Source organism: Exiguobacterium sp. s59 (assembly GCF_018617475.1).
Classification (GTDB): Bacteria; Bacillota; Bacilli; order Exiguobacteriales; family Exiguobacteriaceae; genus Exiguobacterium; species Exiguobacterium aestuarii.
In genome coordinates, this window is sequence record NZ_JACSKG010000001.1 from 555824 (window position 1) to 582170 (window position 26347).

Genomic DNA, 26347 nt, shown 5'->3' on the forward strand with positions numbered 1-26347 from the left:
CAGGAGGACGAAACATGCTAGATGAAGCAGCACTATCACATATAATCGAGATGCTTGAATCAGGAGAGACTGAACATGCTCTTGCGCATATAGAAGAACTTGAAAAAGAAGGGTCCGATGACGATCGCCTCGCAATCGCCGACTTGTATTTAGAACTTGGTCTTGCCGACCGTGCGACCGACGTCCTATCAAAATTATACGTCGACTACGAAGGGGACCCGAACGTCGCTCTCTCACTCGCGGAAGCATATTTAGACAGTGACCGCGAAGAAGAGGCGATTGCAGTGTTAGAGAAGATCAAGTCAGATGACGCCGAGACGCAAGTGAGAAGTCTCGTCTTGTTAGCAGATTTGTATCAATCTCAAGGGCTCGATGAAGTAGCCGTGAAAAAACTGATGGAAGCACTTGAAAAGAACCCGGACGAACCGTTACTCATTTACGGGTTAGCGGAATTGTATGCATCGACTGGTTCGTTTGAACAAGCCATTCCGCTTTATGCGCGACTTCCGAAAATGAAATTACCGGCTGAAATTGATTACCAAGCGGATTATGCGGAAGCACTCACGATGGTCGGATCATTCGAAGAGGCGCTTGAAGAGTATGAAAAAGCAACACATCGCGATTTAAATACTGTCTTTGGACATGCCATGACAGCTCACCGGATCGGGCGAGAGGAAGTCGCTATCAAGCAATTTAAAGAGCTCCAGGCAATGGACCCGGACTTTACGTCGCTCTATCTCCCGTACACCGAAGCATTAGACGCGCTTGGACAGACGGAAGAAGCGCTTGAAATCGTAGACCAAGGAATCACGCGCGACGACTATAATGACGAACTTCGTCACGTCAAAGCGAAATTGCTCCTCAAACTCGGAAACCGTGAAGGGGCCATTAAAGAGCTTCGGGAAGCACTCGTTTTGAATCCGGAATCGCTACAAGCGACAGAATTGATCTTATCGATTTTATTCGAAGCAGGAGAAATCGATGACGTCCTCGAAACAATAGATGCACTTGAAGATCATGCGACATCGCCGCTTATGACTTGGTACAAGGCGAAAGCGAAATATGAGCTTGAAGAATATGAAGAAGCAGTCAGTTTGTATGCCTCGATTGAGCCGATGATGAAAGAGGACGTGTCATTTGTGACAGAATGGGCTACACTGTTGATAGAGGAAGGTCGTAGACAAGACGCGCGACGTGTGGTCGAGCAATCGCTTGCATTGGTGGTCGACCTTGAAGATCGCCAAGTGCTCGAAGACCAGCTCGAACAATTGTCTGATGACGTAGAATGATAAAGGGAAGGGAATGAGGTCAGATGGTCGAGCGGAAACGGAATTTTTTGAAGCGATTTGTCGCTCATCATACACTTCGGAAACGTGAAGCAAAGTGGATTCTTGACTATTGGTTGAGACATCCCGATAAGCTTGGCAACGTTCATTTCGTCACGAACGCCTCGGTCTCGCCGCGAAGTCTTGTAATGACGGCGTACGGATTTGACGGTGAACCGTTTCGATATCGACGGGGAGACCTTGTGACCATGAATCCTGAGAAGGCTTATCACGACATCCGTCTGCACGATGGGCCGATCTATGTGGAATTGAACTTCCAGGGCATGATGATTGACGAGAACTGGATCGATATCGTGGAACAGAATCCGTTTGAGCCGGTGGCAGAAGTGAAGGATGAAGTTTCTTCCTCTGCCCAGACGGTCATTCAAGCCTCGGTTGCCCAATTTGAAGAGGAGCGACTATTGATTGAAATCGATAAAGCACTCGATCGCCGAGACGAAAATCTATTTCGCAATTTGACGAGTCAGCTTCACCAAGTACGGGCATCTAAATTATTTTGAAAAAAACAAGCGCTTCCGTTCCGGTAGGCGCTTGTTTTTTGGTATATTAATAACGTAGGAATACACAATTATTTCACAGTTCGTTCATAAGTTTGAAACGTGAACGAAGTCATGTACGATACAATAGACATGATGAGATCAGTTGGAGAGGAGGGAAAAGATGAGGTTCGATAGTCAAGGGGCACTACGCTCGATTGCCGAACGACAATACGTCGATACGCTCATCGTTCCGCTCGCAGAATTGGCGTTTGGTGAGGGTATGGTTCGTAAAGCCGAAAGCTATGAAGTCATTCATGCCGTTACGGTCGAGACAGAACGTCAATTATCTGGTCGAACGATGCTCAGCCCGACAATCAGTTACACCGATGTGGAAGCTGGTGTAGAATTAGCGAAAGATGTAGTGGAAAAAGCGGAAACATCCGGATTTTCTCACGTTTTGTTCATTGCATCAGACGTCCGTTTTAAGCCGTATGAATTGCCAATTTTGTTCGTGCCGCCGTTAGCGCTAGGAGCGATGACGAGCGATCAGGCGCATACGATGGTACAAAATTTTGCGACACAAGTTATCACGGAACTTTCGAGCCGTTGGATGGCGACATGAAGCGGTTGACGTAGAGGTTTTATTGATATACTATTTTGTTGAGTGAGAAATTTTTGTGAAGAATGCATAAAGAATTATGGGGTTATGCACACGAATGAGGGGGGAACGAAATGGCTCAAAATGGGTCAAAAGTCACGCGCCGTCAGTTCTTAACGTACACACTGACTGGAGTAGGTGGCTTTATGGCGGCAACATTGATCAGTCCGATGGTCAACTTTGCGATCGATCCGGTTTTGAAAAAATCTGGAGCAGGCGACAAAGTAAAAGTAATGAGTCTTGATGACATCACGACTGAGCCGCAACGTGTCGACTTTAAGAAACAAACACAAGATGCTTGGTACGAATTTGAAGAAACACTTTCAGCATGGGTATACAAAACAGAAAGTGGCGAAATCATCGCACTTTCTCCGATTTGTACACACCTTGGCTGCCAGGTAGCTTTTGCTGGTGATCCGACTCGTCCACAAGAATTCTTCTGTCCGTGTCACTTAGGACGTTATGAAAAAGATGGAACGAACATTCCAGGTACACCACCAACTGCACCACTTGCACGTTATGAAAAAGAAGAAAAAGACGGCTTCCTATATTTAGGTAGTCCAGTCGCTCAGTAATGAGAGGGGGAACTAGCCGATGTTACAAAAAATTTATGATTGGGTCGATGAACGCGTAGACATCACACCGCTCTGGCGCGATATCGCAGACCATGAAGTACCGGAACACGTCAACCCTGCTCATCACTTCTCTGCATTTGTCTATTGTTTTGGCGGTTTGACATTCTTTACGATCGTCATTCAAATCCTTTCTGGGATGTTCTTGACGATGTACTATGTACCAGATATCATCAACGCGCACGCGTCGGTGTACTATTTACAAAATGAAATCGCACACGGACAAATCGTTCGTGGGATGCACCACTGGGGCGCATCCGTTGCCATCGTCATGTTATTTTTACATACGCTCCGCGTGTTCTTCACGGGATCGTATAAAAAGCCACGTGAGCTTAACTGGGTCGTCGGTGTTCTCTTGTTCTTCGTCGTCTTGGCGCTTGGACTTACAGGATACTTGCTTCCTTGGGACATGAAAGCGTTGTTCGCAACGAAAGTTACGCTTCAAATTGCTGAAAGTGTACCGGTCATCGGTGGTATTGCGAAGACACTTCTCGCCGGTGGTGAGATTGTCGGGGCGAGCACACTCGCACGATTCTTCGCCATCCACGTCTTCTTCTTACCGGCGGCATTGTTCGGACTATTAGGAGCCCACTTCTTGATGATTCGTAAACAAGGGGTTTCTGGACCGCTATAAGCCGATTCGAGGAGAAAAAGGAGGAGAAACGATATGCATCGCGGTAAAGGGATGAAATTTGTAACCGACTCTCGAGTAGGAATCTCGAATCGGAAACAAAACATTGCAAAAGACTATTCAGAATATCCAGGACGCACAGAAGCGTTTTGGCCAAACTTCTTGCTTAAAGAGTGGATGGTAGGTTCGGTCTTCTTGATCGGATTCATCGCTTTGACGATTGTCGAGGCACCACCGCTTCAAAATATCGCCGATCCAACGAACACGTCATACATTCCATTACCGGACTGGTATTTCTTGTTCTTGTATCAGTTACTCAAATATCAATTCGCTGCTGGAGACTGGATCTTACTCGGTACAGTCATTATTCCAGGTTTGGCGTTCACGGCACTTCTCATCGCACCTTGGCTTGACCAAGGCCTCGAGCGTCGCCCTGCGAAACGACCAGTCGCCATTAGTTTCATGATGCTCGGTATTCTTTCAGTCTTCTACTTGACTTGGGAATCTGTTCAAACGACACACTGGGATCAAGTTCATGCACAAGGTGAACTTCAAATTCCAGGTGAAGGTCCTGAAATTGATACAGCTGCACCAGGATATGAGATTTATTCGGCTCAATCATGTGTGAACTGTCACGGTCAAAACTTAGAAGGTGGAGCAGCTGCTCCTGCCTTGGTCGGTACGACGTACACGGCTGAAGAGATTGCAGATATTGCTGTAAACGGGATTGGGACGATGCCTGCTGGTCAGTGGGACGGCTCACCTGAAGATTTACAAGTATTATCTGAGTTCATCGCTTCATATGGTGAAGGCGGCGAAAATAACGAGTAAGCTATAAAGTGTAGCCTGAGAAACCAGGCTACACTTTTTTACTTATTTGTTCGTATTGCGATAAACTGAAGAAAAAAGGATGGAGACAATGAACCCGACGTTTTTAAAACCTTTCTTGATGCATCGAATCGTGCTGACTCTTTTATTTGTCATCAACTTAGGAGGTACAATTTACGGCTATATTTGGTATGAACCTCAACTACGGGATACAGCTTATGTATATTGGCCATTCGTTCCGGATAGCCCAACGGCATCCCTCTTCTTTACGATTGTGCTCGGGCTATGGATTGCGAACAAACGCTCTCCGCTGTTTGAGACGCTTGCGTTCATTACGTTGATTAAATATGGGGTATGGGCCGTCATCATGAATATCATGTTTTTAGGGACGTTACCGCCTGATGCACCGACCCTCACCGTCTTAATGGCGGTCATGTTGATGGTCTCCCACGGAGCGATGGCGCTTCAGGCACTCATCTATGCACCGTTTATGAAATGGACAGTTACATCGTTTGTCTGCTCGCTCATTTGGGTAATTCATAATGACGTGGTCGATTACGTGCTCGGTCAATGGCCGCGCTATCCGTCACTCGCAGAACATATTATGTGGATCGGCTACGGCTCGTTTTGGTTAACGGGATTATGTTTTTTTATGGGATATGCGTTCGTCCTACGCCCTTCGCTTGAAAATAAGTTCATAAGAATGTAAAATCAAATTATCAAATACACGCAGAGGTGAAATAGAAAATGTCATTAGGTGGCTATATTTTCTATCTTGCACTGATTATGCTCATCCCTTTATGGGCCCAGATGCGAGTGAAAAGCACGTACAAACAGTTCTTAAAACAACCGCTTCAAAGCGGTGTCACAGGCGCACAAGTCGCTGACTTCATCATGAAACAGAACGGTGTTCACAATGTACGAATCGAAATGGTCGATGGACTCATGAGCGACCACTATGACCCAGTCAATAAAGTCGTTCGTCTGTCTCGTGAAGTATATCAAGGATCGACGATTTCATCGGCTGCGATTGCAGCTCACGAGATTGGTCACGTCATTCAAGATGCGACTGACTACAAGATGATGCGCGTTCGTCATAGTCTCGTTCCAGTCGTTAACATTACATCGAACTTGTCGTTCCCGTTATTGCTCGGAGGCTTCTTGTTCGGCGCACTCGGGTTGGCACAACTCGGTGTCATCATGATGCTCGGGGCGGTCGTATTCCAATTGATTACGCTACCGGTCGAGTTCGATGCTTCGAAACGGGCGATGGCACAGTTGACGTCACACGGAATCGTGACGGCGACAGAAGAGTCAGGTGCACGTAAAGTATTGAATGCAGCAGCATGGACATATGTGGCTGCGACGCTCGTTGCCGTTGCCGAACTCATTCGTTTGGCACTCATCGTCTTCATGCCACGAGAAGAATAGAACGAAATCCCGTCAACCGGCGGGATTTTTTGATTTGTTGAGAGAGGGAGATGTTGTCCATGAAGCCACAACTGACAGCGATGGGTCATGATCAAGTGAAAAATAGGCTCGCGACGTTAAAGCATGCCCGGACGGTTGCACGTGAACGCATGCGGACGGCGCGAAAGTTTTGTGATTTCCGAGAAGATGTCACCTATGTCGAAGCGGTACGTGATTATGAGCGGATGGAGGCGGATATTTTAGAACTTGAACGCTTGCTTGACGACGCGACAATCGTCGAATCCAAACAAACGGACGTCGTGTCATTCGGAAACAAGGTCGTCATTCGGGAACGAAACGACGAGGAGACGGAGAGCTATCGAATCGTAAGTGAGGCCGAGGCGGACTTAGGACAAGGGAGTATTTCAAGCTCATCGCCACTCGGTCGCAATTTGATTGGTGCTACGGTTGGTCAAATCGTACACGTCGAATCGCCCGAAGGTACGCTGGCATTCGAAGTACTTAGCATTGAAGCATAAAAAATCGCCTCGTTCATCATATGAACGGGCGATTTTTGTTTACTTCAACGGAATCCGATTCTCATCGAACGTGAACCCTTCTCCGCCAACTTCATAGACGTGGTGGAACGTGACAAATGCATGCGGATCGATCTGTTTGACGATCGTCTTCAAACGGTTCACTTCATTTCGTCCGACGACGACGTACAATACTTCAAGGTCACGATTCGAGTAGCCACCTTTGGCAAGCAACCTTGTCGTGCCGCGGTTCATCGTTGCGTGAATCCCATCAGCGATGGCGGTCCGGTGGTCACTGATGATCATCGCCGCTTTACCGGCATACGTCCCTTCTTGCATCGAGTCAATGACACGTGCCCCGATATATACAGCGAGAAGTGTATACATCGCCTCACGGTAATCGAGATACGTCAAACTAAGGACGATGACAAAGAAGTCGAAGATGAGAAACGTCTTTCCGATTGACCAACCGATATATCGTTGGACGAGACGCGCGATAATGTCGACGCCACCGGTCGTCCCGCCATTGTTGAAGATGATGCCGAGCCCGACCCCGATAAAGAGACCGGCGAACAAACTGGCGAGCACCATATCATCCGTCAGGTCGATGACGAGCGTAGAATATTTAGCGATGAGTGCATACCAAAGTGAGAATGAGAACGTCCCGATGAGTGTATAGATGAACGTCGTTCGACCTAACAACTTGTAACTCATGAAAAAGAGCGGGATGTTTAACGCCAAGTTCGTAATGGAAGGCGAGATATCAAAGAGACCCCGAAGAATCAAGGTGATTCCGGTGAATCCACCTTCAGCCAAATTGTTTTGGACGTTGAAGTGATAAACGCCGAATGCAAAAATAAAAGAACCTATTAAAATGAATATGATATTTCGAACACGAATCGGTAATTGTACCGTCATCAGGTTCACCTCCCCTTAGATAGATTACTCGAAAAACAGTTCGATTGACTACCCTGAACATATGACATTCAGAAACGAGTCGGCTATACTTTTCAAAGAAGAGGTGATGTAGATGAAAGTAGTAGCCATCGGGGCACATCCAGATGATATCGAAATCGGGATTGCAGGGATGACCGCCCAATGGACAAAAGAGAAGATTGAGGTCGTTTACGTCGATTTGACGAGAGCGGAGCTATCTTCGAATGGTGATGTAGAAACACGACAACGAGAAGCAAGTGCGGCAGATGCTGTGCTCGGTGTCCGTCGCATAAATCTCGGCTTTAAAGACCGGGGGATAGATGGAAGCGCAGAGCAGCTCGAGGCGATTGTTTCGTTGATTCGTCGTGAACGTCCGACACACTTGATCTATCCATATGAGGTCGACCGTCATCCAGATCATGCAGCTTGTGCGTACTTGGTGACAGAGGCGCTGTTCAACGCCGGTATCCGAAAATATTTACCGGAGCTTCCGGCATATCGACCGGAAAGTGTGTACCAATACATGATCAATGCGCACGTCGAGCCAGACGTATGTGTCGATATTAGCGAGACAATTGAAGTGAAGACACAGGCGCTGCAATGTTATGCGAGTCAATTCACGCCTGTTGACGGGGTGAAAACGCCACTCACAGACGCTTATGTAGAACGGGTGGTCGCCCGTGAACGACATTTTGGAAGTTTGATTGGCGTCTCCTATGCGGAAGGTTTGAAGCGAGTGCGACCGTATGTCGTGAAACAGGCAGGTGATCTCACATGACATATCGGATTGGGATTCTTTGTTATCCATCGGTCGGAGGCTCAGGGATTTTAGCGACAGAACTCGGGATGAAGCTTGCAGACCGCGGACATGACGTCCACTTCATCACGAGCAGTATGCCGTTCCGTTTAAACGCTTACCACCCGAATATCACGTTCCACCAAGTCGAGATCAATCAATATTCAGTCTTTCGCTATCCGCCATACGATATGACGCTATCGGCGAAAATCGCGAGTGTCATCCAATCGTTCGGACTGGATGTCATTCATGCGCATTACGCGGTCCCACATGCTGTATGTGCTGCGCTTGGTCGGGAGATGGCCGGTGTGAAGACACCGATCGTCTCGACGTTACATGGGACCGACATCACGGTGCTCGGTGAGGATGAGGAATTGAAACCGGCGATTCTTTATGGTTTGCGCCAATCCAATGCCATCACGGCCGTCTCACATAGTTTGAAACGGGAGACAGAGGAGCGGATCGCAGGTGATTTACCGATTCAAGTGATTCACAACTTTATCGATGAGTCGGTCTATACACCTCAAATCGACCCGACATTACGTGAAAGATACGGTCTGACGGCAGATGACCGAGTCGTCATCCACATTTCAAACTTCCGTCCCGTCAAACGTGTCGACCTTGTCCTTGAGGCGTTCGACAAGATGGAGGTACCACATAAAAAACTGTTACTCGTCGGAGATGGTCCTCTCATGGGTGCGATGCGCCGTCTCGTGACAGAGATGGGACTTGAAGACGACGTCATCTTTGCCGGGAAACAAGAGCAAGTCGCCGCACTCCTCTCCATTAGTGACGTTCATGTCCTATTGTCAGACAAAGAGGCGTTCGGTCTCGTCGCACTCGAGGCGATGGCGACGGGTGTCCCATCGGTCGTCAGTGACGCAGGCGGCTTACCGGAAGTCATCACGGACGGCGAGGACGGCTTTGTCGTTCCGCGAGGTGAGGCGACAATCGCCGCTCTGGCGATGCAACGCATATTGACAGATACGGTACTTCAAGAGCGGTTCAGACAAAATGGACTCGAAAAATCGAAGCGTTTCGCTTCGCAAGACATCGTGACACAATATGAGCGCTTGTATGAACAGGTGGTGACTTCATGACAGAGTGGGAGTATGCAAAACAGATCATCGAGACAATCGAACAACATGGCGGTGAGGCGTACATCGTCGGTGGGGCCGTTCGGGACTATGTGCTCGGAAGTTTGCCCGACGATATCGACTTGGCGACTTCTCTGTTTCCGGAGGAAGTGATGGCACTGTTCCCGAAATCGGTCCCGACCGGTATCGAGCATGGAACGGTCACGGTCATCATTGACCATCACCCGTTTGAAGTGACGACATTTCGTTCGGAAGGGGCGTATTCAGATTCAAGACGTCCGGACCATGTCGCACTCGGGGTGACACTCGAAGAGGACATGTTGCGTCGCGACTTTACGATGAACGCGATGGCGTTCCATGACGGTCAGGTCGTGGATTTATTTGGGGGTCAGCATGATTTAGAGGAACGGATCATCCGGACGGTCGGGAGTCCTTTCGAGCGGTTCGGTGAGGATGCCCTTCGGATCATGCGTGCCCTCCGTTTCATGTCCCAGCTCGATTTCACCTTACATGAGGAATTGCGCGACGCGGCGAGTGCGCTTAGCCATAAGCTCGAACAGATTGCGATGGAGCGCATCGCGATCGAGTTTGAAAAGCTGCTGACCGGACCTGCCTACCGAAAAGCGTTGGCCGAGATGGTCGAACTCGGCATCCATCGTCATTTGCCGAACGTGACGACCGAATTGATGCAGCGGGTGCAACAAGATGAGCGGACTCCCGTGAACGCGGTCAGTGGCTGGGCTCTCTTCTTATATCATGCGAAAGATGAGACGTGGCTACTTCCATGGAAACGATCGAACGCGATCAAGCGGGAGGCACGGACACTCGCCGAACTCTGTGAAACGGGTCTCGATGTGATGACGGTCTACATGACGGATGAAGACACGCTCTCGACTTATTTTAAGATGAATGGTGAAGAGGACCGCAGTCGTGAACTGAAGCGATTGCTCCCGATCCAATCTCGTCAAGAACTGAAATTCAATGGCCGGGATGCCCTTGAACTCGGGGCGAGAGGAGAGGCAATCAAGCACCTGTTGCTCGATCTCGAACGACGTGTCATTTCACAAGACATTCCGAATCATGAGACTGTATTGAAAGAGGAGGCGAGAAGATGGCTTCAACGCGCGGGCGTGTCCTGACACTGTTACAAAATGGGGAAGTATGGAGCGGACAAGAATTGGCGCGCCAATTGAATATTTCACGTACCGCTATTTGGAAACATATCGAAACCCTAAAGCAAGACGGGTACGCGATTCATACCATTCCCCGTAAAGGATATCAACTGATCGAACAGAGCGACCGGTTGGATGAACCAGCTTTCGTCTCATTCCGAAAAGGCCGATTCGGTCAAACTGTGCATGCATATGAGCAGATTGATACGACACAACGAATCGCCCATGAGCTAGCTCAACAACATGTACCAGAAGGGACACTCGTTATTAGTGAGGAACAGACTGCAGGACGGGGACAACTCGGGCGACATTGGCATAACCCGAAACAAGTCAATATTGCGGCGAGTATCATCCTGAGACCCGATTTGCCAATTCGTGACGCGTCGAAACTGACATTGATGGCAGCGAGCGCCTTCGCAAGAGCGCTTAATCATCGACACCTTGATGTCACGATTAAATGGCCAAACGACTTATTATTGAATGGAAAGAAAATCGGCGGTATTTTGACAGAAATGCAGACGGAAGGCGACCGTATCCAAGCTGTCATCTTAGGGTTCGGCGTGAACGTCAATGGCGAGGCGGTTCCGCAAGAGTTGGCACATCGAGCCACCTCCCTTTACCTAGAGACCGGTAAACGATACCGTCGAAGTGAACTATTGGCTGAATTGCTAGCTGAACTTGAAATCGAATACGATCGATTCCTCGAAGCGGGGTTTGACCCGATTCGAGTAAATTGGATGCGTCATGCCGCCTATTTAAATGAAACGATCACGTTGAACGCTTCTCGTGCGTCGCGATCTGGTGTCATGCGAGGGATATCCGAAGAGGGCGCGTTGCTTCTTGAGGCAGATGGAAAGATCGAAACGATTTACTCTGCTGAGATTGCAGTGTGGAATGATTGATGAAAGCGAGACCATCGACTATACTTAATGTGTCGGACGCTATCATTTGTTGAAGTGTACCGCACTTGCAGACTGTCACAATCAGTTGTCTGCCTTGATCATTTTGACAGGGACAGAAGGACACTACTCATGAAAACCATGAACTTGTTTTTCGTGCGCCTTCTTGCCATTCGTGTAAGAAGGCGTTTATTCTTTCCTGTCTCCACGTTTAGGAGGAGAAACAGATGCACACGATGACTTCATTATTGAAAAAGATGAACGAGCAGGAAAAGCTCGTCATGTTGACGGCGTATGATTATCCGTCAGCGAAGCTGGCAGAAGCGGCAGGTGTCGATTTGATTCTGGTCGGCGATTCCCTTGGGATGGTCGTTCTTGGGTATGATTCGACAATCCCAGTGACGACGGAAGATATGCTTCACCACTCGAAAGCTGTACGCCGTGGGGCGAAAAACACGTTCGTCGTAGTGGATATGCCATTTGCGACATACCATGGTGATTTTGATCGGACGCTCCAGGCAGCGTCCCGTCTATTCCAAGAAGGACATGCGGATGCCATTAAACTAGAAGGTGCCGGCGAAGTCTTACAGACGATTGAACGTCTGACTCAGGTTGGGATGCCGTGCGTCGCCCATCTAGGGTTGACTCCGCAATCGGTCGGTGTATTAGAAGGGTACAAGGTACAAGGGAAGTCGCTAGAGGCAGCGGAAACACTACTTCAAGACAGCTTGGCTGCCGAGCGAGCGGGTGCGAAGATGCTCGTCCTCGAGTGTGTCCCTCACCAGTTAGCAAAACGAATCGCAGAAGAGTTGACAATCCCAGTCATCGGGATCGGTGCCGGGGCGGAAGTCGACGGACAAGTACTCGTCTATCACGACGTATTGAGGTACGGGGTAGACCGCTTACCTAAATTTGTTCAAGCATATGCGGATGTGAATGAAGTGGCGACAGAGGCTATCCGTTCTTATGTGGAAGAGACAAAAACTGGTCAATTCCCGCTTGAACGTCATACGTTCACGATGGATGAATCATTACTCGATTCGCTGTATGGAGGAAAATGATGAAGATTGTATCAACCGTTGAAGAGTTGCGCCACACGCTTCCGACGAACCAAATAGTTGGCTTCGTTCCCACGATGGGATATTTGCATGAAGGACATATGAGTCTCGTCGAGAACGCACGACGTGAAAATGACTTCGTTGTCATGAGTATCTTTGTCAATCCGACTCAGTTCGGCCCGAACGAAGACCTCGATCGGTATCCTCGAGATTTTGAACGAGATGAAAAGTTGGCTCGGGAAGCCGGTGTCGACCTTCTGTTCTATCCGACAACGGAGACGATGTATTCGCTTGATATGGCACGCGTCACTGTTCGCCAAGGCGCGGACGTGTTATGTGGGGCAAGTCGTCCCGGCCATTTTGATGGTGTGTTGACAATCGTCTCTAAATTATTTAACCTTGTTCAACCGACACGTGCTTATTTCGGTCTGAAAGATGCCCAGCAAGTGGCGCTGATCGAAGGATACGTCCGAGACTATTTTGTTCCGGTCGACATTCGACGCTGCCCGATTATTCGTGAGGAGACAGGATTAGCCAAGTCTTCTCGAAACGTGTATTTGTCAGATGTTGAAAAAGAAGAAGCGAGTCAAATCTTTAAAGCGTTGACGGTAGCAAGAGAAGCGCTTGAGTCAGGTCACAAGATTGAGGAAGTGAAACGACAATTGACCGAACGATTAGACGGGATTCCAAACAGTCAAATCGATTATGTCGAACTCGTGGACTATCCGACGCTCGGTGTTGCCTCAAGCGATTCGAATGAAATATTGATAGCGGTGGCCGTTCAATTCGAACGAGCCCGATTGATTGATAATGTGATTTGGAAGAAGGGATGAATCCAATGATTCGTACATTTATGCACGCGAAGCTTCATAAAGCTACAGTGACAGAAGCAAACTTACACTACGTCGGTTCGATCACAATCGATGAGGACTTGATGGATGCGGTAGGCATCATGGAAAACGAGCATGTTCATATTACGAACAACCATAACGGTGCTCGCATCGAGACGTACGTCATTAAAGGGGAACGTGGATCGGGTGTGATTTGTTTAAATGGTGCCGCTGCACGTCATTTCCAGGTCGGTGATGTTGTCATCATCATGGCGTACGGTCAAATGACAGCGGAAGAAGCGAAAACGCATCGTCCAAAAGTCGCCGTATTGAATGAGCAAAATGAGGTCGATCAACTTCTTTACGAAGAGATCGCCCATACGATTTTATAAAGTATTCTGGGGATGTCGACAAAGGCATCCCCGTTTTTTCGTCGTTCGTTCTATGGTAAGATGAGACAGATAGAAAGCACGAGCGTGCCTAAGATGGGATGGATGTTATGGACACGTATGTGATTGTGGATATAGAGACAACGGGTCATTCCGTAAAGTCCGGTGATGAACTGATTGAGTTTGCGGCGGTCGTCGTACAAGCTGGTGAAGTAATCGAGCGCTATAGCACCTTGATTCGACCGGGTCGACCAATCCCACCTTTTATTACGCAATTAACAACGATTAGCGATGATGACGTAAGTGATGCACCGACATTTGAAGAAGTGATTCCCGACATTTGGAAAATGCTAGATGGACGGGTATTTGTCGCGCATAACGTCGCATTTGATTTAACTTTTTTAAACGAGAGTCTTGAACAAGCCGGTTACCTTCCATTTCAGGGTAGAGCCATTGACACGGTTGAAATGTCGCGCATTCTTTATCCGACATTAGAGAGCCATGCCCTTGAAGCGTTATCCGACACGTTTGACCTCGTACATACAGACGCACATCGGGCCCTTAGTGATGCGGAGGCGACTGCCGAGCTCTTTATTCGAATGCTGGAGCGGTTGCGTGAGTTGCCCGTCGTGACATTGAAACGACTTCGCGCCTTATCAGAGTCGTGGACGAGTCATATCGAGCCGTTACTCGATGAAATCATCGTCGAGATCGGGATTCGACCTGATGACGAAACACGTTTTGATATTCATCGTAAGATTGCTTTGCGTCGCCCTGACGATTCATTCGTACCGGCAATAGAGCGTGAACCGTTCGAACCGTTTCTACTTCGTACGATTGAAGAGACACTCCCGTCAATCTTTGAGCAGTTTGAGCCGAGACAAAGTCAATTTGAAATGATGCGTCACGTCTATAAAGCGTTAGATGATGAGAAAACGCTGTTAGTCGAAGCTGGGACCGGTACTGGGAAAACATTGGCGTATTTGATCCCGAGCGCGCATCATGCACTCGAGACGAAACGGCCGGTCGTCATCAGTACGCATACGATTCAATTACAGGAGCAGTTGTTGACCCGTGATTTACCGGTGCTCCAACAGATTTTTCCGGAAATTGAATTCACGCTGTTGAAAGGAAGACGGAACTATATCGATTTGCGAAAATTTGAGATGGTTCTCGACGAATCGAATGATGGACTGTTAGTTTCGATGTGTAAAGCGATGGTGCTTGTATGGTTGACTGAAACGGTGACGGGGGATTTAGAAGAACTCTCCTTCCCAGGGTCTGCGACGCAAGGTCCTGCCGCCTTCAAACGTCTGATACAAGCAGATGCTTCAAGTGAATTCGGTCGATTCGATCCATGGTATAGTCGTGACTTTTTCACAAAGGCGGTCCTACGTTCGAAAGAGGCAGACTTGATCGTGACGAACCATGCGTTGTTATTTTCTGATTTACAACATCAGGCAGGCATCTTACCGACTGATACGCCACTCGTATTAGACGAGGCGCATCAAGTCGAAGAAGTGGCCTCTCACCATTTTGGAGTGACGTTTGATGCCATCCAATTCGACCGGTTGTTTAAATGGTTTGGATATGGAGCGGATGGAAAGTTTCATTCACGAATCATCCAACTTGCCGATTTGACTTCTGTTACGGAAGAGGCGGAGGCGTTCAGCCAACAAATTGATTCTGCGCTTGCTCGGGTTGAAGAAGAGCTCGAGGACCTTTTGACTGCGTTGCAATCGTTAGGAAAGAAAAAAGAACCTCGTCAAACGGTTCGTTTCGAACGAGAAGGAGCTGCGTTCCGACCAATTCGCGAAGTGGCGAATCGATTAGAGGACAAGTTGCGAACGCTTCGGACATCGCTCAGGCACCTACACCGTCTGCTCGATGAGCGAAAAGAGCATATGACATTCAAACAACGTGCGCTCTTGAGTGATCTGAAAACATTGATTAGCGATGTTCGAGAACTCGAAAGTGTCATTTATGAGACGATGTTGACACGAGACGATGACGCGGTCAGCTGGGTCGAGTTGAATTTAGGGAACCGAAAATTGACTTCGGTGTATACACAACCTGTCGAGATTGGACCGCTGTTGCACGAACGTCTATTCAAGAAGAGACCGACGATTTTAACGTCGGCGACGATGACAGTCTCCGGTAAGTTTAGTTTCATGGAGCGTCGACTTGGACTAGAAGGAGAACCGGTGAGACGAGTCGTGCTACCATCACCATTCAACTTTAAAGAGCAGGCCAAGTTGTTTGTTCCATCAGACTTCCCGTTAATCAATGATGTCCCGCTACCGCAATTCGTCGAACAGACGGCCCAATCAATCGTTCAAATCGCGAACGTGACAAAAGGACGGATGCTCGTTCTCTTCACATCGAATGAATTGTTACGTCTCACTTACGAACAAGTGAAAGACCATCTCGACCCGTCCTACACGCTCCTTGCCCAAGGTGTCAGCGGAGGGTCGCGTAGTCGATTAACGAAGCAGTTTAAGCGGATGGAGCAGTCTATTCTTTTCGGGACCGCTAGTTTTTGGGAAGGTGTGGACATTCCGGGTGAGGCGTTGACCTGCCTTGTCATCGTACGTCTACCGTTTGCGCCACCAGATCAACCCATTATGCAAGCCCGTTCTGAAAAGATTGAATCGATGGGCAAATCCCCATTCTTTGAACTGTCACTTCCTCAAGCGGTCATTCGATTCAAGCAAGGTGTCGGTCGATTGATTCGATCGAAAGCGGACTATGGTGCGATTTTTGTATTTGACCGTCGAGTGGAGACTACTCGGTATGGCAAACAGTTTATCAACAGCTTGCCGAAGGTGGACCGGATAGAAGGGACGCTAGAAACGTCTCTATCAGAGTTGGAGTTATTCTTAGATGAAAAGGAAAACTCCGTTGCAAGAAATGATAGATAACGCTAGGCATCATGATGTTATCGTTTTATAATGATACGTATAGTGTTTTGGAGGAGGAGTCAACATGAATTCGAATATTGAGACGCTTGCGAGTGTACGCATCGAACCGACTGCGGATGTTTATAAGATTGTCGATTTATTGAATCGGACGTTAAAAAGTCAAGATTTGATGTTCGGCCTTTCGCTTGAGAAAAAAGTGAATGATCCGAAGAAGGAAGAGATGGTCTTCACCATCTATCGTACAGAATGACCAGAAAAACAAAATGGATCGTCTCATTGCTGACGGCACTAATTGGTGTCGTCCTTGTCTTTAGCGTGATGTATCGATTCACGATTGGACATACAGAAAATCAAAAAGAGCAACTCATCGAGGAAGCAACGACACGATTGAATGAGGAATCGCCAAACCTACAAGTGGGGCAAGGCGAGCTGTTCAATGGGACAGAGGCATATGTTGTTTTCCCGGAAGCGGACGGGGACTCTATCTGGTTCGTGCCATTGAATGACAAACTAGAGATTGAACAGCGTGAAATCGGTGAAGTAAATGCGAATGATGTCTGCGCTCGTTCAGTCAAGGAGACAGGCGGACAACTAGTCAGTTGTAAGTATGGTTTCGACGAGAGAGCGCTTATTGAAGTAGTCACAAAGGCAGATGCATCTTATACGTATTCGTATTACACGTTACAGACTGGAGAGTATATTCGACGCGTCCAATTGACCGATCAAATGTGACGAATTAGAGGGGGATCATGATGGAACATCTATTAGCGAAACGAGTAAAGCAACTCACACCATCGACAACATTAGCGATTACGGCTAAAGCAAAAGCGCTAAAGGCCTCAGGAAAAGATGTGATTGGACTCGGGGCAGGTGAGCCTGATTTTAATACACCAGAACGAATCATCGATGCTGCGTGCCAAGCGGCTCGTGATGGCGATACAAAATATACACCTTCGGGCGGAACAGTCGCGTTGAAGGATGCCATCATCGAAAAAACGAAGCGGGATAGTCAGTTGACGTTTGAGCGTAATGAGGTGATGGTCGCTTCTGGTGCAAAACATGCTTTATACGCTTTATTCCAAGCAATTTTAGATGAGGGTGACGAAGTCATCGTCCCGACACCATACTGGGTCAGTTATCCAGAGCAAATTAAACTTGCGGATGGAGAGCCTGTATATGTCGATACCAATGAAGACACATCATTCAAATTGACACCAGAATTACTCGAACATGCGATCACGGACCGGACGAAGGCAGTCATTTTGAACAGCCCTTCAAATCCGACGGGAATGATTTATACGAAAGAAGAGCTACAGGCACTCGCCGATGTCGTTCTTCGACATAACCTTCTCGTCGTGAGCGATGAAATTTATGAAAAGTTGATTTATGGGGACGCAGAATTCGTATCGATTGCGACTCTACCAAACATGCGTGAACGTACAGTGATCATCAATGGGGTCTCGAAGTCACATGCGATGACAGGATGGCGAATCGGGTATGCCGTTGGTGATGCGACAATTATTAGTGCGATGACAAACTTAGCTTCTCACTCGACATCAAACCCGACATCTGTCGCTCAGGCGGCAGCAGTCGAGGCATACAATGGACCACAAGATGATGTGGAGATGATGCGTCAGTCGTTCGAAGAGCGACTTGATATCGTCTATAATCGTCTCGAACAAATTCCGGGAATCACTTGCTTGAAGCCACAAGGCGCATTTTACTTATATGCCAATGCAAAAGTTGCCGCGACCGAGAGCGGATACGACACAGTCGATGCTTGGTGCGAGGCAGTACTTGAAGAGGCGAACGTGGCACTCGTTCCAGGTTCTGGATTTGGACAGGAAGACTACGTACGATTATCATATGCAACAGAATTAAAACGCGTATTAGAAGCGCTCGATCGAGTAGAAGACTTCATTACGAAGCGCACTCGATAAGCGAAAGGATGGAAATGAATATGACAACAATTTCAATTAACCAGTTTAAAGATTATGAAGGACAAACAGTCCGCGTCGGCGCTTGGATTGCCAACAAACGTTCGAGCGGAAAAATTGCGTTTCTCCAATTACGCGACGGCAGCGGATTTGCACAAGCCGTCGTCGTGAAGGCAGACGTTTCTGAAGAATTGTTCACTCTCGCCAAAGGTGTGACACAAGAAACTTCTGTCTGGGTGACAGGTAACGTCAAATCAGATGGTGGTCGCACACCACTTGGCTTTGAATTAGAAGTTACTGATTTAGAAGTGATTGCGGAATCAGTGGATTATCCAATCACACCAAAAGAGCATGGAACGGAATTCTTGATGGACAACCGTCACTTATGGCTCCGTTCACGTCGTCAACATGCGATTATGAAAGTTCGTAACGAAATTATTCGTGCGACATATGAATTCTTTAACAAAGAAGGATTCGTCAAAATCGACCCACCAATCCTGACGAGCAGTGCACCAGAAGGTACGACAGAGTTGTTCGAGACAGACTACTTCGGTCAATCTGCTTACCTCTCCCAGACGGGCCAATTGTACATGGAAGCCGCTGCGATGGCACTCGGTAAAGTATTCTCGTTCGGACCGACTTTCCGTGCAGAGAAGTCAAAAACGCGTCGTCACTTGATCGAGTTCTGGATGATCGAGCCAGAGATGGCGTTCTTCGATCACGATATGAACCTAGAAATTCAAGAGCAGTATGTTTCATACATCGCACAGTCTGCGCTTGAGAACTGTAAGAATGAACTTGAATTCCTTGGACGTGACCTAGAGAAGTTGGCGCAAGTGAAGGCACCATTCCCACGTGTCCGTTATGAAGATGCAATCAAATTCTTGAAATCTGAAGGATTCGATGATATCGAATACGGCGACGATTTCGGTGCACCACATGAGACGGCGATCGCGAACGCGCACGATCAACCGGTCTTCATCACGCACTGGCCAAAAGAAATCAAACCGTTCTATATGAAAGTGGACCCTGAAAACCCAGAGCTCGTACTCTGTGCAGATTTGATTGCACCAGAAGGGTATGGCGAGATCATCGGGGGGTCGCAACGTGAAGACGACTATGAACGTCTAAAAGAAGAAATCATCAAAGAAGGTCTTGACGAAACCGATGCGTACGATTGGTATCTCGAACTTCGTCAATACGGTTCGGTCCCACACTCTGGTTTCGGGCTCGGACTGGAGCGTACGGTTGCATGGATCAGTGGAATCGAGCACATCCGTGAAGCAATCCCGTTCCCACGTTTATTAAACCGAATCCACCCTTAACGATTAATCGGGGAAGACGTCATGTCCTCCCCGATTAATGTGTCTTAGAAAGGAAGTGCGACATGGATGCACATCAATTGATTCAATTATTCGAGCAAAGTCCGGTCGTCATTCCGCGAAAACTGTTCACTGATGCTAGACGACTCGACTTGTCACCTGTCGAATTCAGTCTCATCGTCCATCTACTTGAAATGACTGGGGAAGGCATCGTCATGCCGCTCCCGAGCGAATTAGGGAAACGATTGAATATTTCGGAGAATGAGGCACGATCTGTGCTGCTCGGTCTGTTGCAAAAAGAATTGATTGCCATTGACGCTTCGAGTAATAGCGAGCGATACAGCCTATTGCCACTGTTTGAAGCGTTACAAGGAGAAGAGAAAATCGCACCGCAACAGACGTTGAATGAAAATATCATTCATACATTTGAACGAGAATTTGGGACAATTACCCCGTTTGAGATTGAACAAATCGTTGGATGGATGACGGAAGATAACTTCAGCGAAGAGTTGATTATGGCGGCTTTGCGCGAAGCAAAACTACGGAATGTTCGAAACTTTAAATATATGGACAAAATCTTACGCGTCTGGCGGGACCATCAAGTCGAGACGCTTGAAGATGTCGTGGAATATCAACGGAGGAACAAGTGATGTTGACGAAAGTTCAGTTACAAGAAGTGTCGGACACGATGAAGCAAATGTTCCCGGATGCGCATTGTGAGTTGACCCATCAAAATCCATTCGAATTAGTGGTCGCCGTGGCGCTTTCCGCGCAAGCGACAGATGCCCTTGTCAATAAAGTGACACCAGGTCTATTTGAAGCCTTCCCGACAGTTGAAGCGATGGCTGCCGCAGACGTTTCGGAAATCGAGGCATTGATCAAGCGGATTGGCCTATACCGTAATAAAGCGAAGAACGTGAAGGCGCTCTCTGAGAAAATCGTGAATGAGCACGACGGGATTGTGCCGTCAGACCGGGCGTCTCTAGAGGCCCTTCCAGGCGTCGGTCGCAAAACGGCCAACGTTGTCTTGTCGGTCGCGTTCCATGAACCCGCTTTTGCCGTGGATACTCACGTCGAGCGCGTGTCAAAACGTCTTGGCATTTGTCGTTGGAAAGATAACGTTCGCCAAGTCGAGGATACGTTGATGAAGAAGTTCCCACGCGATGAATGGTCGCAGCTTCACCATCAATTTATCTTCTTTGGACGCTACCATTGTAAAGCGCAGCGACCTGCCTGTGAGACGTGCCCGCTTCTTCATATGTGCCGTGAAGGCAAGAAACGAATGAAATCGACGAAAGTCACTACGTAAAAATGCATCGACACGTTTTGTGTCGATGCATTTTTGGTTTAATGGTTCCAAGGATGGTCGCTCCACTCACGACGCTTTTTCGTGATGGGTACCTTTTTGAAGCCCCAGTTGCGGAAGTCTTGGTCCGGACTTTCTTTACGAATGTAAATTTTGTCCTTGATCGCTTTGAAGATTCGGTTCTCGTCCCCATAATGGACGAACCGTGGTTTTACTTCAATCACACCACGACGAACGCGTGACAGTGGGAGGCAGACGAGGTCTGCGATTTCTAATCCAGATTGATACATCGTGTTCTGCTTCTCAGAGAAAATGAAGCCTTTAATTTTTTGACGACTCTTTTCGACATCGAGGTGGACTGTACCTGAGTTGAAAATATCGAAAAATGCTTTTTGGATGAGTAGGTTCTGATAATCATCTCTTGATTCGAGGACGACGCGTGCACTGACCGCCTCTGTTTCCTCTAAGAACGCATAAAAGGACTTCATCAGGTGGGCGAAAGCGACGACGTACGGATCTTTTGGCGTCGAATAAAAGTCATGTAATTTTTGCTTATCGACTTCGACACTGACGATGGTACAATCAATTCCCCGCAAAAAGTCAGGTAGTTTATCCCAAAAATCACGCAACATGTCGATCGTGATGCCGTCTTCTTTACCGTATGGATGTTCCGCCTTTAAAATTTCTTTCAAATGTAGCGGAATTTGCTCGGTTTTAAAAACGTCTCGCTTAAACGCATGAAGACGACGCTTCAACTCACAAGGTAATCCGGTTTCATCCGCGTCGATTGAATACTTGTACTCCATCAACACACCAGTCAAATTGAACTGTGTATTGCCTTTCGGTGTACCAGTCTCGTCCACGAACATGACATACTTCTTTCCACTTTCCATCCAATCCCTCCAAAACGGCTTAACAGTAACGTCTTTAAGCATCCTATTTTATTTCCAAATGGTGATTCGGTCAATCTATTGCACAGAAATTGCACACTTTTTAAAGAATGACATCAATTAGGTTTATCGATGTGTCATCTTGGATAAACACTATAGGTGCTATTATCATAAAAAAACAATCGGGTCATACATAACGAGAGCTTTTCAATTTGGATACACAATCGCTTACATACTAGTTTAACATACGGGAGTTTGGTACGATATGTGTTGCGGTAAATCCACATAAGTGTCGACCGACAGAAGTCGACAATCAGACCTGAGACGGAAGGAACGAGTGGACCGACCTGTTAATATGTATGTATGGGGTGACGACATTGTTCCATTATCCAAACGGTAAGAAAGCAAAAGTGACAAAGATAGAAAAGGGGGAAGGAATTTCGAAGGAACGATCGAATTCTCCAACCTATGCGAATCGCGGAATGAATTTGGAGACGTTGTTGAATGAAACGAATGAATTTTATCGGATTCATCAACGGGCCGTCATTCATAAGAAACCGACACCTCTCCAAATCGTCAAAGTCGACTATCCGAAGCGGAGTGCCGCCAAAGTGACGGAAGCTTATTTCAAACAGGCGTCCACGACCGACTATAACGGGGTGTATCGCGGCAAGTACATTGACTTTGAAGCGAAAGAAACGAATAATAAGACGTCGTTTCCGCTCGGCAATTTCCATGAACATCAAATTGAACATATGCGTGAGTGTGAACGTCACGGAGGGATTTGTTTTGTCATCATCCGCTTTAGTCGCTATAATACGCAATATGTATTGACCACCGAACAACTCGTCCAGTGGTGGGAACAACGAATGACGGGACGTAAATCGATTCCACTTCGCTTTATTGAAGAGGAAGCGATTGAAGTGCCGACGAGAGCCTTACCGTCGATTGATTATTTGATGGTGCTCGATCAATGGCTCGATTGAATAGAAGGAGTGAACCATGAATGGAGCGAAGTAGGGTCGCACGTCGACAAGATTCGACGACGAATAAACGCAAAAAAACTGGGAAACAACCAAAGAATAAGAGTAAGAAGCCGATGTGGAAACGCATCTTTTTATTAGGTTTCATGTTATTTATTGCAGCAGTCATCGCATTCGGAGCATATACCGTATATGCAATTGCGACGGCACCAGAGCTTGACGAAGAAAAACTCGTCGATACGTATCCGATTCAGCTGATCTCGGCTGAAGGCGAACCGCTCGAAGGAGCCGGTCAAATTCGGGAATACGTCTCCATTGACGATATTTCAGAAGTGATGCAACAAGCGGTCGTCTCGATTGAGGACCGTCGTTTCTATGAACACAACGGAATCGACTTACGTCGAATCGGTGGCGCGGTCGTGGCCAACTTGACTGACGGTTTCGGTGCAGAAGGTGGATCGACCATCACGCAGCAGTTGGTGAAACAATCGTTTCTTTCAACGGATAAGAAGTTGAAGCGTAAGCTTCAAGAGCAGTGGCTCGCGCTCAAACTTGAACGTGAGTATACGAAAGAACAGATTTTAGAGATGTATTTAAATAAAAACTACTACGGTAGTGGTGGATACGGTGTACAAACCGCATCAAAACGCTACTTCAACAAGCCAGTCTCTGAGGTCAACTACCAGGAGGCAGCAATCCTCGCAGGTCTACCGCAACGTCCGAGCGCATATGACCCGATCAACGGTGACCAAGAGTTGACGCGTTACCGTCAAGAACAAGTCTTGTCTGCGATGAAACGAGACGGTCACATTTCGGAAGAACAGTATAACGAAGCGCTTGATGTTGCCATCGCTGACGTCATCTCACCGGGTGAAGAGACGGAAGAAGAGGCGTTCACACGTGCGATTTATCTACGTGTCCAAGCAGAGCTTGAAGAAGATTATGGTCTTGAACAATCAGACATTTATGGCACAGGTTTGAAAGTATACACGTCAATCAATAAAGAACTTCACACAAAGTTTAATAGTGACATTAAGTCTGATAATGTAAACATTCCTAACGGTGCCTTCCCATCAGATGAGCTTCGTATGGGTGCAACTGTACTGAATACAAAAACGGGTGAAATTGTCGCAATTGTTGATAGTCAGCAAGCTAAGCAAGGCGATAAGAACTATCGTGATTACTCAAACGAAAAGTTTCAAATTGGATCCACGGCAAAACCGTTCTTTGACTATGGACCAGGTATTGAAAATGGACAATGGTCAACAGGGAAAATGTTACTTGACGCAGAATTCCCTGGAGGAAAACCAAGAAACTATTACGATGGATATCGTGGAATGAATACGATGCGTCAATATTTGAAGATTTCAGCAAATACGCCGGCAGTTCGAGCATTCCAAGAAGTGCGAGATGAGTATGGACAAGAAGCCATCGAATCGTTTGTGAAGAATGTTGGAATCGAACCAGAGTATCCTAAGGGCGGCGATGAACTGCTTGAATCAAATGCTTTAGGTACGGCACAAGCAAGCACAACCCAAATGGCTGCAGCGTATGCAGCGCTCGGTACTAACGGTATGTATACAAAACCTCACTTGATTCAAAAAATCGAATTTAATGACGGTTCAAGCATCAATTCACCAGTTAAGGCGAAACAAGCAATGGAAGACTATACGGCCTACATGTTGACGGATATGCTTCGTGACGTTGTGAGTGAAGCGGACGGGACATATGACCCTGGTGCATTCCCTTGGGATGTAGCTGGTAAAACTGGAACCACAAATGATGAACAGTATAAATGGTTTACAGGATATTCGACTGATTACTCGATTTCTGTATGGACAGGTAAAGTTAATGATGAGAGTAACAATAAACCAAACTATGCCCAATATTACTTCGAGTATATGATGCAAGAAGTGACGAACGTTACAGGTCAACCAGATCGCTTCGAGCGTCCAGACTCTGTCTTGTCTCTTGGGAATGAACTTTATGTCAAAGGGACGAAGCCAAAAGATCTTCAACCTGAGAAACTTGCCGCTCCTACGAGCGCAAGCGTCAACTATGATGAAGATTCACAAGCCGGTTCTGTCTCATGGTCATATGATTTTGATGGTGCAAAAGCAGATGGCTACTCAGACATCTCGTTCACTGTGACTCAACAGTCGGCGGATGGCGGTGAAAAAGTCGTCGGTACAACGGGAGAGACGAGTGTCGATATTGCAAACTTGGCTGAAGGGGACACGACATTCACCATCGTTGCCAAAGCGACGAACCCATTGACGGGTGAACAGCAATCGGCACCAGCGCAAGCGAGCTACTCGATTGAACCGAAAGAAGAACCGAAGGAAGAAGAAGAAAATCCTTCTGAAGAAGAAAATAACGAAGACAACCCAGCAGATGAAAATAACGGCAATGAGGAAAATAACGGCAATGGTAACGAAACCGACAATGGAAATGGTGAAGATACGACTGACGAACAAAATCCTGATGAGCCGGCTACTGATGAAGGCACTGATGAAGGAACAGACCAACCGACGGATGGAGACGATTCAGGTGCTCCGTTAGAAGGTCAATCGAATAATGAATCGCCAAACACGGAACGTGGGAACGGCAATTCGAATAACGGAAATAACTAAGAAAGGCAGGGCGACATTGTGCGCCCTGTTTTTCGTATGACTTTGTTATAATGAAAAGAAAGGGAACAGGATGGTGACACATGGTTCAACTCTCTTTAAAGCGCAAGATGAAAGTGTTATTTGTTATGGATCGACTGCAAGACGACGATTTCGGCGTACCGCTCAGTGGACATCTCGGATTAAAGCTTTCCCATCTGCTGTTAAAAGAGTCGATTCCACTTGGTCGTCTCATCCATGATCAAACCGTCGCTGAAGCGATTGGACATGCTTACTTAAAACGAATCGGTGTCGAAACGATGTTCACGGGTGAGGAATCCTACTATTCGGATTTACTTCGTGGCAATCGTCAAACCTTATCGACAGACGAAGATTATTATAAAACGGTGCAACGCTACGCCAAGCATCTATTAGCGGTTCATTCGAAATGCACGAAGCTACATACCATTGTCTTATTCGGTCGATCGACACAACGTCTGTTTTCAGACGCGCTCATCCGCCTTGAAGAAGAGAATGCGCATGTCGCCACAACGTTTCAAAGCATGACCATTTTAAAAATGCCCGCTGTATCGAGAGTGATACGAGATGAACGGATTCAATCGATCCGGCAAACCGTAGTGGAACTTGCACCTTCGAATTCATAAAAAAAGAAGGTGAACTG

General features: G+C 47.3%; 28 protein-coding genes. 26 read left to right on the forward strand and 2 right to left on the reverse strand.

All coding sequences use genetic code 11. The annotated features are described in order from the left end of the window. Window positions 1-14: 14 nt before the first annotated feature. From KNO91_RS02870 to KNO91_RS02910, 9 genes are all read left to right on the forward strand, one after another. Complete coding sequence (locus KNO91_RS02870) at window positions 15-1289, forward strand: tetratricopeptide repeat protein (protein ID WP_214815962.1); 1275 nt, start codon at window positions 15-17, stop codon at window positions 1287-1289. Window positions 1290-1312: 23 nt separating this feature from the next. Next, window positions 1313-1846, forward strand: coding sequence for a ReoY family proteolytic degradation factor (locus tag KNO91_RS02875; protein WP_214793970.1), 534 nt, complete (start codon window positions 1313-1315; stop codon window positions 1844-1846). A 160-nt stretch (window positions 1847-2006) separates the two neighbouring features. After that, complete coding sequence (locus KNO91_RS02880; protein WP_214815965.1) at window positions 2007-2447, forward strand: DUF2487 family protein; 441 nt, start codon at window positions 2007-2009, stop codon at window positions 2445-2447. Window positions 2448-2557: 110 nt separating this feature from the next. Then, a complete protein-coding gene (locus KNO91_RS02885) occupies window positions 2558-3058 on the forward strand; it encodes a QcrA and Rieske domain-containing protein (RefSeq protein WP_074034622.1) in 501 nt (166 codons plus the stop codon). Between the two features lie 19 nt (window positions 3059-3077). Beyond that, a complete protein-coding gene (gene qcrB / locus KNO91_RS02890) occupies window positions 3078-3749 on the forward strand; it encodes a menaquinol-cytochrome c reductase cytochrome b subunit (protein ID WP_015881478.1) in 672 nt (223 codons plus the stop codon). Between the two features lie 33 nt (window positions 3750-3782). Further along, complete coding sequence (locus tag KNO91_RS02895) at window positions 3783-4577, forward strand: menaquinol-cytochrome c reductase cytochrome b/c subunit (RefSeq protein WP_214788615.1); 795 nt, start codon at window positions 3783-3785, stop codon at window positions 4575-4577. An 88-nt stretch (window positions 4578-4665) separates the two neighbouring features. After that, window positions 4666-5283, forward strand: a complete 618-nt coding sequence (locus KNO91_RS02900) for a DUF1405 domain-containing protein (RefSeq protein ID WP_214793967.1) — start codon at window positions 4666-4668, stop codon at window positions 5281-5283. Window positions 5284-5321: 38 nt separating this feature from the next. Then, window positions 5322-6005 carry a zinc metallopeptidase gene (locus KNO91_RS02905; protein ID WP_214745364.1) on the forward strand — a complete coding sequence of 228 codons (684 nt, stop codon included), beginning with the start codon at window positions 5322-5324 and terminating at the stop codon, window positions 6003-6005. Window positions 6006-6064: 59 nt separating this feature from the next. Further along, window positions 6065-6523 (forward strand): GreA/GreB family elongation factor, encoded by a 459-nt coding sequence (locus KNO91_RS02910; protein WP_214815968.1) that lies wholly within the window; start codon window positions 6065-6067, stop codon window positions 6521-6523. A 39-nt stretch (window positions 6524-6562) separates the two neighbouring features. Here the strand turns inward: KNO91_RS02910 and KNO91_RS02915 are convergent, their stop codons facing one another. After that, window positions 6563-7438, reverse strand: coding sequence for a YitT family protein (locus KNO91_RS02915; protein ID WP_214788607.1), 876 nt, complete (start codon window positions 7436-7438; stop codon window positions 6563-6565). Between the two features lie 112 nt (window positions 7439-7550). On the opposite strand from KNO91_RS02915, the gene bshB1 reads away from it, so the two are divergent. From bshB1 to nth, 14 genes are all read left to right on the forward strand, one after another. Beyond that, a complete protein-coding gene (bshB1, locus tag KNO91_RS02920; protein ID WP_214788604.1) occupies window positions 7551-8234 on the forward strand; it encodes a bacillithiol biosynthesis deacetylase BshB1 in 684 nt (227 codons plus the stop codon). Next, entirely contained in the window at window positions 8231-9352 is a 1122-nt protein-coding gene (bshA, locus tag KNO91_RS02925; protein ID WP_214793958.1) for an N-acetyl-alpha-D-glucosaminyl L-malate synthase BshA, read from the forward strand. Before bshB1 ends, bshA begins: the two co-directional genes overlap by 4 nt. Next, window positions 9349-10488: a CCA tRNA nucleotidyltransferase gene (locus KNO91_RS02930; protein WP_214793955.1), complete on the forward strand. Its 1140-nt coding sequence runs from the start codon at window positions 9349-9351 to the stop codon at window positions 10486-10488. Before bshA ends, KNO91_RS02930 begins: the two co-directional genes overlap by 4 nt. Further along, window positions 10461-11423 (forward strand): biotin--[acetyl-CoA-carboxylase] ligase, encoded by a 963-nt coding sequence (locus KNO91_RS02935; protein ID WP_214793953.1) that lies wholly within the window; start codon window positions 10461-10463, stop codon window positions 11421-11423. Before KNO91_RS02930 ends, KNO91_RS02935 begins: the two co-directional genes overlap by 28 nt. A 224-nt stretch (window positions 11424-11647) precedes the next feature. Next, window positions 11648-12481 (forward strand): 3-methyl-2-oxobutanoate hydroxymethyltransferase, encoded by an 834-nt coding sequence (gene panB / locus KNO91_RS02940; protein ID WP_214793951.1) that lies wholly within the window; start codon window positions 11648-11650, stop codon window positions 12479-12481. Next, window positions 12481-13311: a pantoate--beta-alanine ligase gene (gene panC / locus KNO91_RS02945; protein WP_214815971.1), complete on the forward strand. Its 831-nt coding sequence runs from the start codon at window positions 12481-12483 to the stop codon at window positions 13309-13311. The genes panB and panC overlap by 1 nt, the downstream gene beginning before the upstream one ends. A 5-nt stretch (window positions 13312-13316) precedes the next feature. Continuing rightward, on the forward strand, window positions 13317-13700 hold the full coding sequence (panD, locus tag KNO91_RS02950) for an aspartate 1-decarboxylase (RefSeq protein WP_015881490.1): 384 nt from the start codon (window positions 13317-13319) through the stop codon (window positions 13698-13700). A gap of 107 nt (window positions 13701-13807) precedes the next feature. Next, window positions 13808-16618, forward strand: a complete 2811-nt coding sequence (gene dinG / locus KNO91_RS02955; RefSeq protein ID WP_214815974.1) for an ATP-dependent DNA helicase DinG — start codon at window positions 13808-13810, stop codon at window positions 16616-16618. Between the two features lie 64 nt (window positions 16619-16682). Then, a complete protein-coding gene (locus KNO91_RS02960) occupies window positions 16683-16868 on the forward strand; it encodes a YpmA family protein (protein WP_015881492.1) in 186 nt (61 codons plus the stop codon). Further along, entirely contained in the window at window positions 16865-17350 is a 486-nt protein-coding gene (locus tag KNO91_RS02965; RefSeq protein ID WP_214793946.1) for a hypothetical protein, read from the forward strand. The genes KNO91_RS02960 and KNO91_RS02965 overlap by 4 nt, the downstream gene beginning before the upstream one ends. Before the next feature lie 20 nt (window positions 17351-17370). Further along, a complete protein-coding gene (locus tag KNO91_RS02970) occupies window positions 17371-18558 on the forward strand; it encodes a pyridoxal phosphate-dependent aminotransferase (RefSeq protein ID WP_214793944.1) in 1188 nt (395 codons plus the stop codon). A 20-nt stretch (window positions 18559-18578) separates the two neighbouring features. Next, complete coding sequence (gene asnS / locus KNO91_RS02975; RefSeq protein ID WP_214788579.1) at window positions 18579-19880, forward strand: asparagine--tRNA ligase; 1302 nt, start codon at window positions 18579-18581, stop codon at window positions 19878-19880. A 62-nt stretch (window positions 19881-19942) separates the two neighbouring features. Further along, a complete protein-coding gene (locus KNO91_RS02980; RefSeq protein ID WP_214815977.1) occupies window positions 19943-20527 on the forward strand; it encodes a DnaD domain-containing protein in 585 nt (194 codons plus the stop codon). Beyond that, window positions 20527-21186 carry an endonuclease III gene (gene nth / locus KNO91_RS02985; protein ID WP_214793940.1) on the forward strand — a complete coding sequence of 220 codons (660 nt, stop codon included), beginning with the start codon at window positions 20527-20529 and terminating at the stop codon, window positions 21184-21186. The genes KNO91_RS02980 and nth overlap by 1 nt, the downstream gene beginning before the upstream one ends. Before the next feature lie 38 nt (window positions 21187-21224). On the opposite strand, the gene KNO91_RS02990 is transcribed toward nth, so the two are convergent. Beyond that, on the reverse strand, window positions 21225-22076 hold the full coding sequence (locus KNO91_RS02990; protein ID WP_251126025.1) for a DUF3800 domain-containing protein: 852 nt from the start codon (window positions 22074-22076) through the stop codon (window positions 21225-21227). Between the two features lie 356 nt (window positions 22077-22432). Here KNO91_RS02990 and recU point away from each other — a divergent pair, with 356 nt between their 5' ends. From recU to KNO91_RS03005, 3 genes are all read left to right on the forward strand, one after another. After that, the gene (gene recU / locus KNO91_RS02995) at window positions 22433-23059 is read left to right on the forward strand and encodes a Holliday junction resolvase RecU (RefSeq protein ID WP_214815980.1); all 627 of its coding nucleotides are present in this window, start codon (window positions 22433-22435) and stop codon (window positions 23057-23059) included. Window positions 23060-23079: 20 nt separating this feature from the next. Continuing rightward, window positions 23080-25689 (forward strand): transglycosylase domain-containing protein, encoded by a 2610-nt coding sequence (locus KNO91_RS03000; RefSeq protein ID WP_214815983.1) that lies wholly within the window; start codon window positions 23080-23082, stop codon window positions 25687-25689. An 80-nt stretch (window positions 25690-25769) separates the two neighbouring features. Next, window positions 25770-26330 (forward strand): hypothetical protein, encoded by a 561-nt coding sequence (locus KNO91_RS03005; protein ID WP_214815985.1) that lies wholly within the window; start codon window positions 25770-25772, stop codon window positions 26328-26330. Window positions 26331-26347: the final 17 nt, after the last annotated feature.

Excerpts from the sequence above, each read along its gene's own strand:
- KNO91_RS02870 (WP_214815962.1), top strand. The coding sequence starts at position 15 with ATGCTAGATGAAGCAGCACTATCACATATAATCGAGATGCTTGAATCA.
- KNO91_RS02875 (WP_214793970.1), top strand. The coding sequence starts at position 1,313 with ATGGTCGAGCGGAAACGGAATTTTTTGAAGCGATTTGTCGCTCATCAT.
- KNO91_RS02880 (WP_214815965.1), top strand. The coding sequence starts at position 2,007 with ATGAGGTTCGATAGTCAAGGGGCACTACGCTCGATTGCCGAACGACAA.
- KNO91_RS02885 (WP_074034622.1), top strand. The coding sequence starts at position 2,558 with ATGGCTCAAAATGGGTCAAAAGTCACGCGCCGTCAGTTCTTAACGTAC.
- qcrB (WP_015881478.1), top strand. The coding sequence starts at position 3,078 with ATGTTACAAAAAATTTATGATTGGGTCGATGAACGCGTAGACATCACA.
- KNO91_RS02895 (WP_214788615.1), top strand. The coding sequence starts at position 3,783 with ATGCATCGCGGTAAAGGGATGAAATTTGTAACCGACTCTCGAGTAGGA.
- KNO91_RS02900 (WP_214793967.1), top strand. The coding sequence starts at position 4,666 with ATGAACCCGACGTTTTTAAAACCTTTCTTGATGCATCGAATCGTGCTG.
- KNO91_RS02905 (WP_214745364.1), top strand. The coding sequence starts at position 5,322 with ATGTCATTAGGTGGCTATATTTTCTATCTTGCACTGATTATGCTCATC.
- KNO91_RS02910 (WP_214815968.1), top strand. The coding sequence starts at position 6,065 with ATGAAGCCACAACTGACAGCGATGGGTCATGATCAAGTGAAAAATAGG.
- KNO91_RS02915 (WP_214788607.1), bottom strand. The coding sequence starts at position 7,438 with ATGACGGTACAATTACCGATTCGTGTTCGAAATATCATATTCATTTTA.
- bshB1 (WP_214788604.1), top strand. The coding sequence starts at position 7,551 with ATGAAAGTAGTAGCCATCGGGGCACATCCAGATGATATCGAAATCGGG.
- bshA (WP_214793958.1), top strand. The coding sequence starts at position 8,231 with ATGACATATCGGATTGGGATTCTTTGTTATCCATCGGTCGGAGGCTCA.
- KNO91_RS02930 (WP_214793955.1), top strand. The coding sequence starts at position 9,349 with ATGACAGAGTGGGAGTATGCAAAACAGATCATCGAGACAATCGAACAA.
- KNO91_RS02935 (WP_214793953.1), top strand. The coding sequence starts at position 10,461 with ATGGCTTCAACGCGCGGGCGTGTCCTGACACTGTTACAAAATGGGGAA.
- panB (WP_214793951.1), top strand. The coding sequence starts at position 11,648 with ATGCACACGATGACTTCATTATTGAAAAAGATGAACGAGCAGGAAAAG.
- panC (WP_214815971.1), top strand. The coding sequence starts at position 12,481 with ATGAAGATTGTATCAACCGTTGAAGAGTTGCGCCACACGCTTCCGACG.
- panD (WP_015881490.1), top strand. The coding sequence starts at position 13,317 with ATGATTCGTACATTTATGCACGCGAAGCTTCATAAAGCTACAGTGACA.
- dinG (WP_214815974.1), top strand. The coding sequence starts at position 13,808 with ATGGACACGTATGTGATTGTGGATATAGAGACAACGGGTCATTCCGTA.
- KNO91_RS02960 (WP_015881492.1), top strand. The coding sequence starts at position 16,683 with ATGAATTCGAATATTGAGACGCTTGCGAGTGTACGCATCGAACCGACT.
- KNO91_RS02965 (WP_214793946.1), top strand. The coding sequence starts at position 16,865 with ATGACCAGAAAAACAAAATGGATCGTCTCATTGCTGACGGCACTAATT.
- KNO91_RS02970 (WP_214793944.1), top strand. The coding sequence starts at position 17,371 with ATGGAACATCTATTAGCGAAACGAGTAAAGCAACTCACACCATCGACA.
- asnS (WP_214788579.1), top strand. The coding sequence starts at position 18,579 with ATGACAACAATTTCAATTAACCAGTTTAAAGATTATGAAGGACAAACA.
- KNO91_RS02980 (WP_214815977.1), top strand. The coding sequence starts at position 19,943 with ATGGATGCACATCAATTGATTCAATTATTCGAGCAAAGTCCGGTCGTC.
- nth (WP_214793940.1), top strand. The coding sequence starts at position 20,527 with ATGTTGACGAAAGTTCAGTTACAAGAAGTGTCGGACACGATGAAGCAA.
- KNO91_RS02990 (WP_251126025.1), bottom strand. The coding sequence starts at position 22,076 with ATGGAAAGTGGAAAGAAGTATGTCATGTTCGTGGACGAGACTGGTACA.
- recU (WP_214815980.1), top strand. The coding sequence starts at position 22,433 with ATGTATGGGGTGACGACATTGTTCCATTATCCAAACGGTAAGAAAGCA.
- KNO91_RS03000 (WP_214815983.1), top strand. The coding sequence starts at position 23,080 with ATGGAGCGAAGTAGGGTCGCACGTCGACAAGATTCGACGACGAATAAA.
- KNO91_RS03005 (WP_214815985.1), top strand. The coding sequence starts at position 25,770 with ATGGTTCAACTCTCTTTAAAGCGCAAGATGAAAGTGTTATTTGTTATG.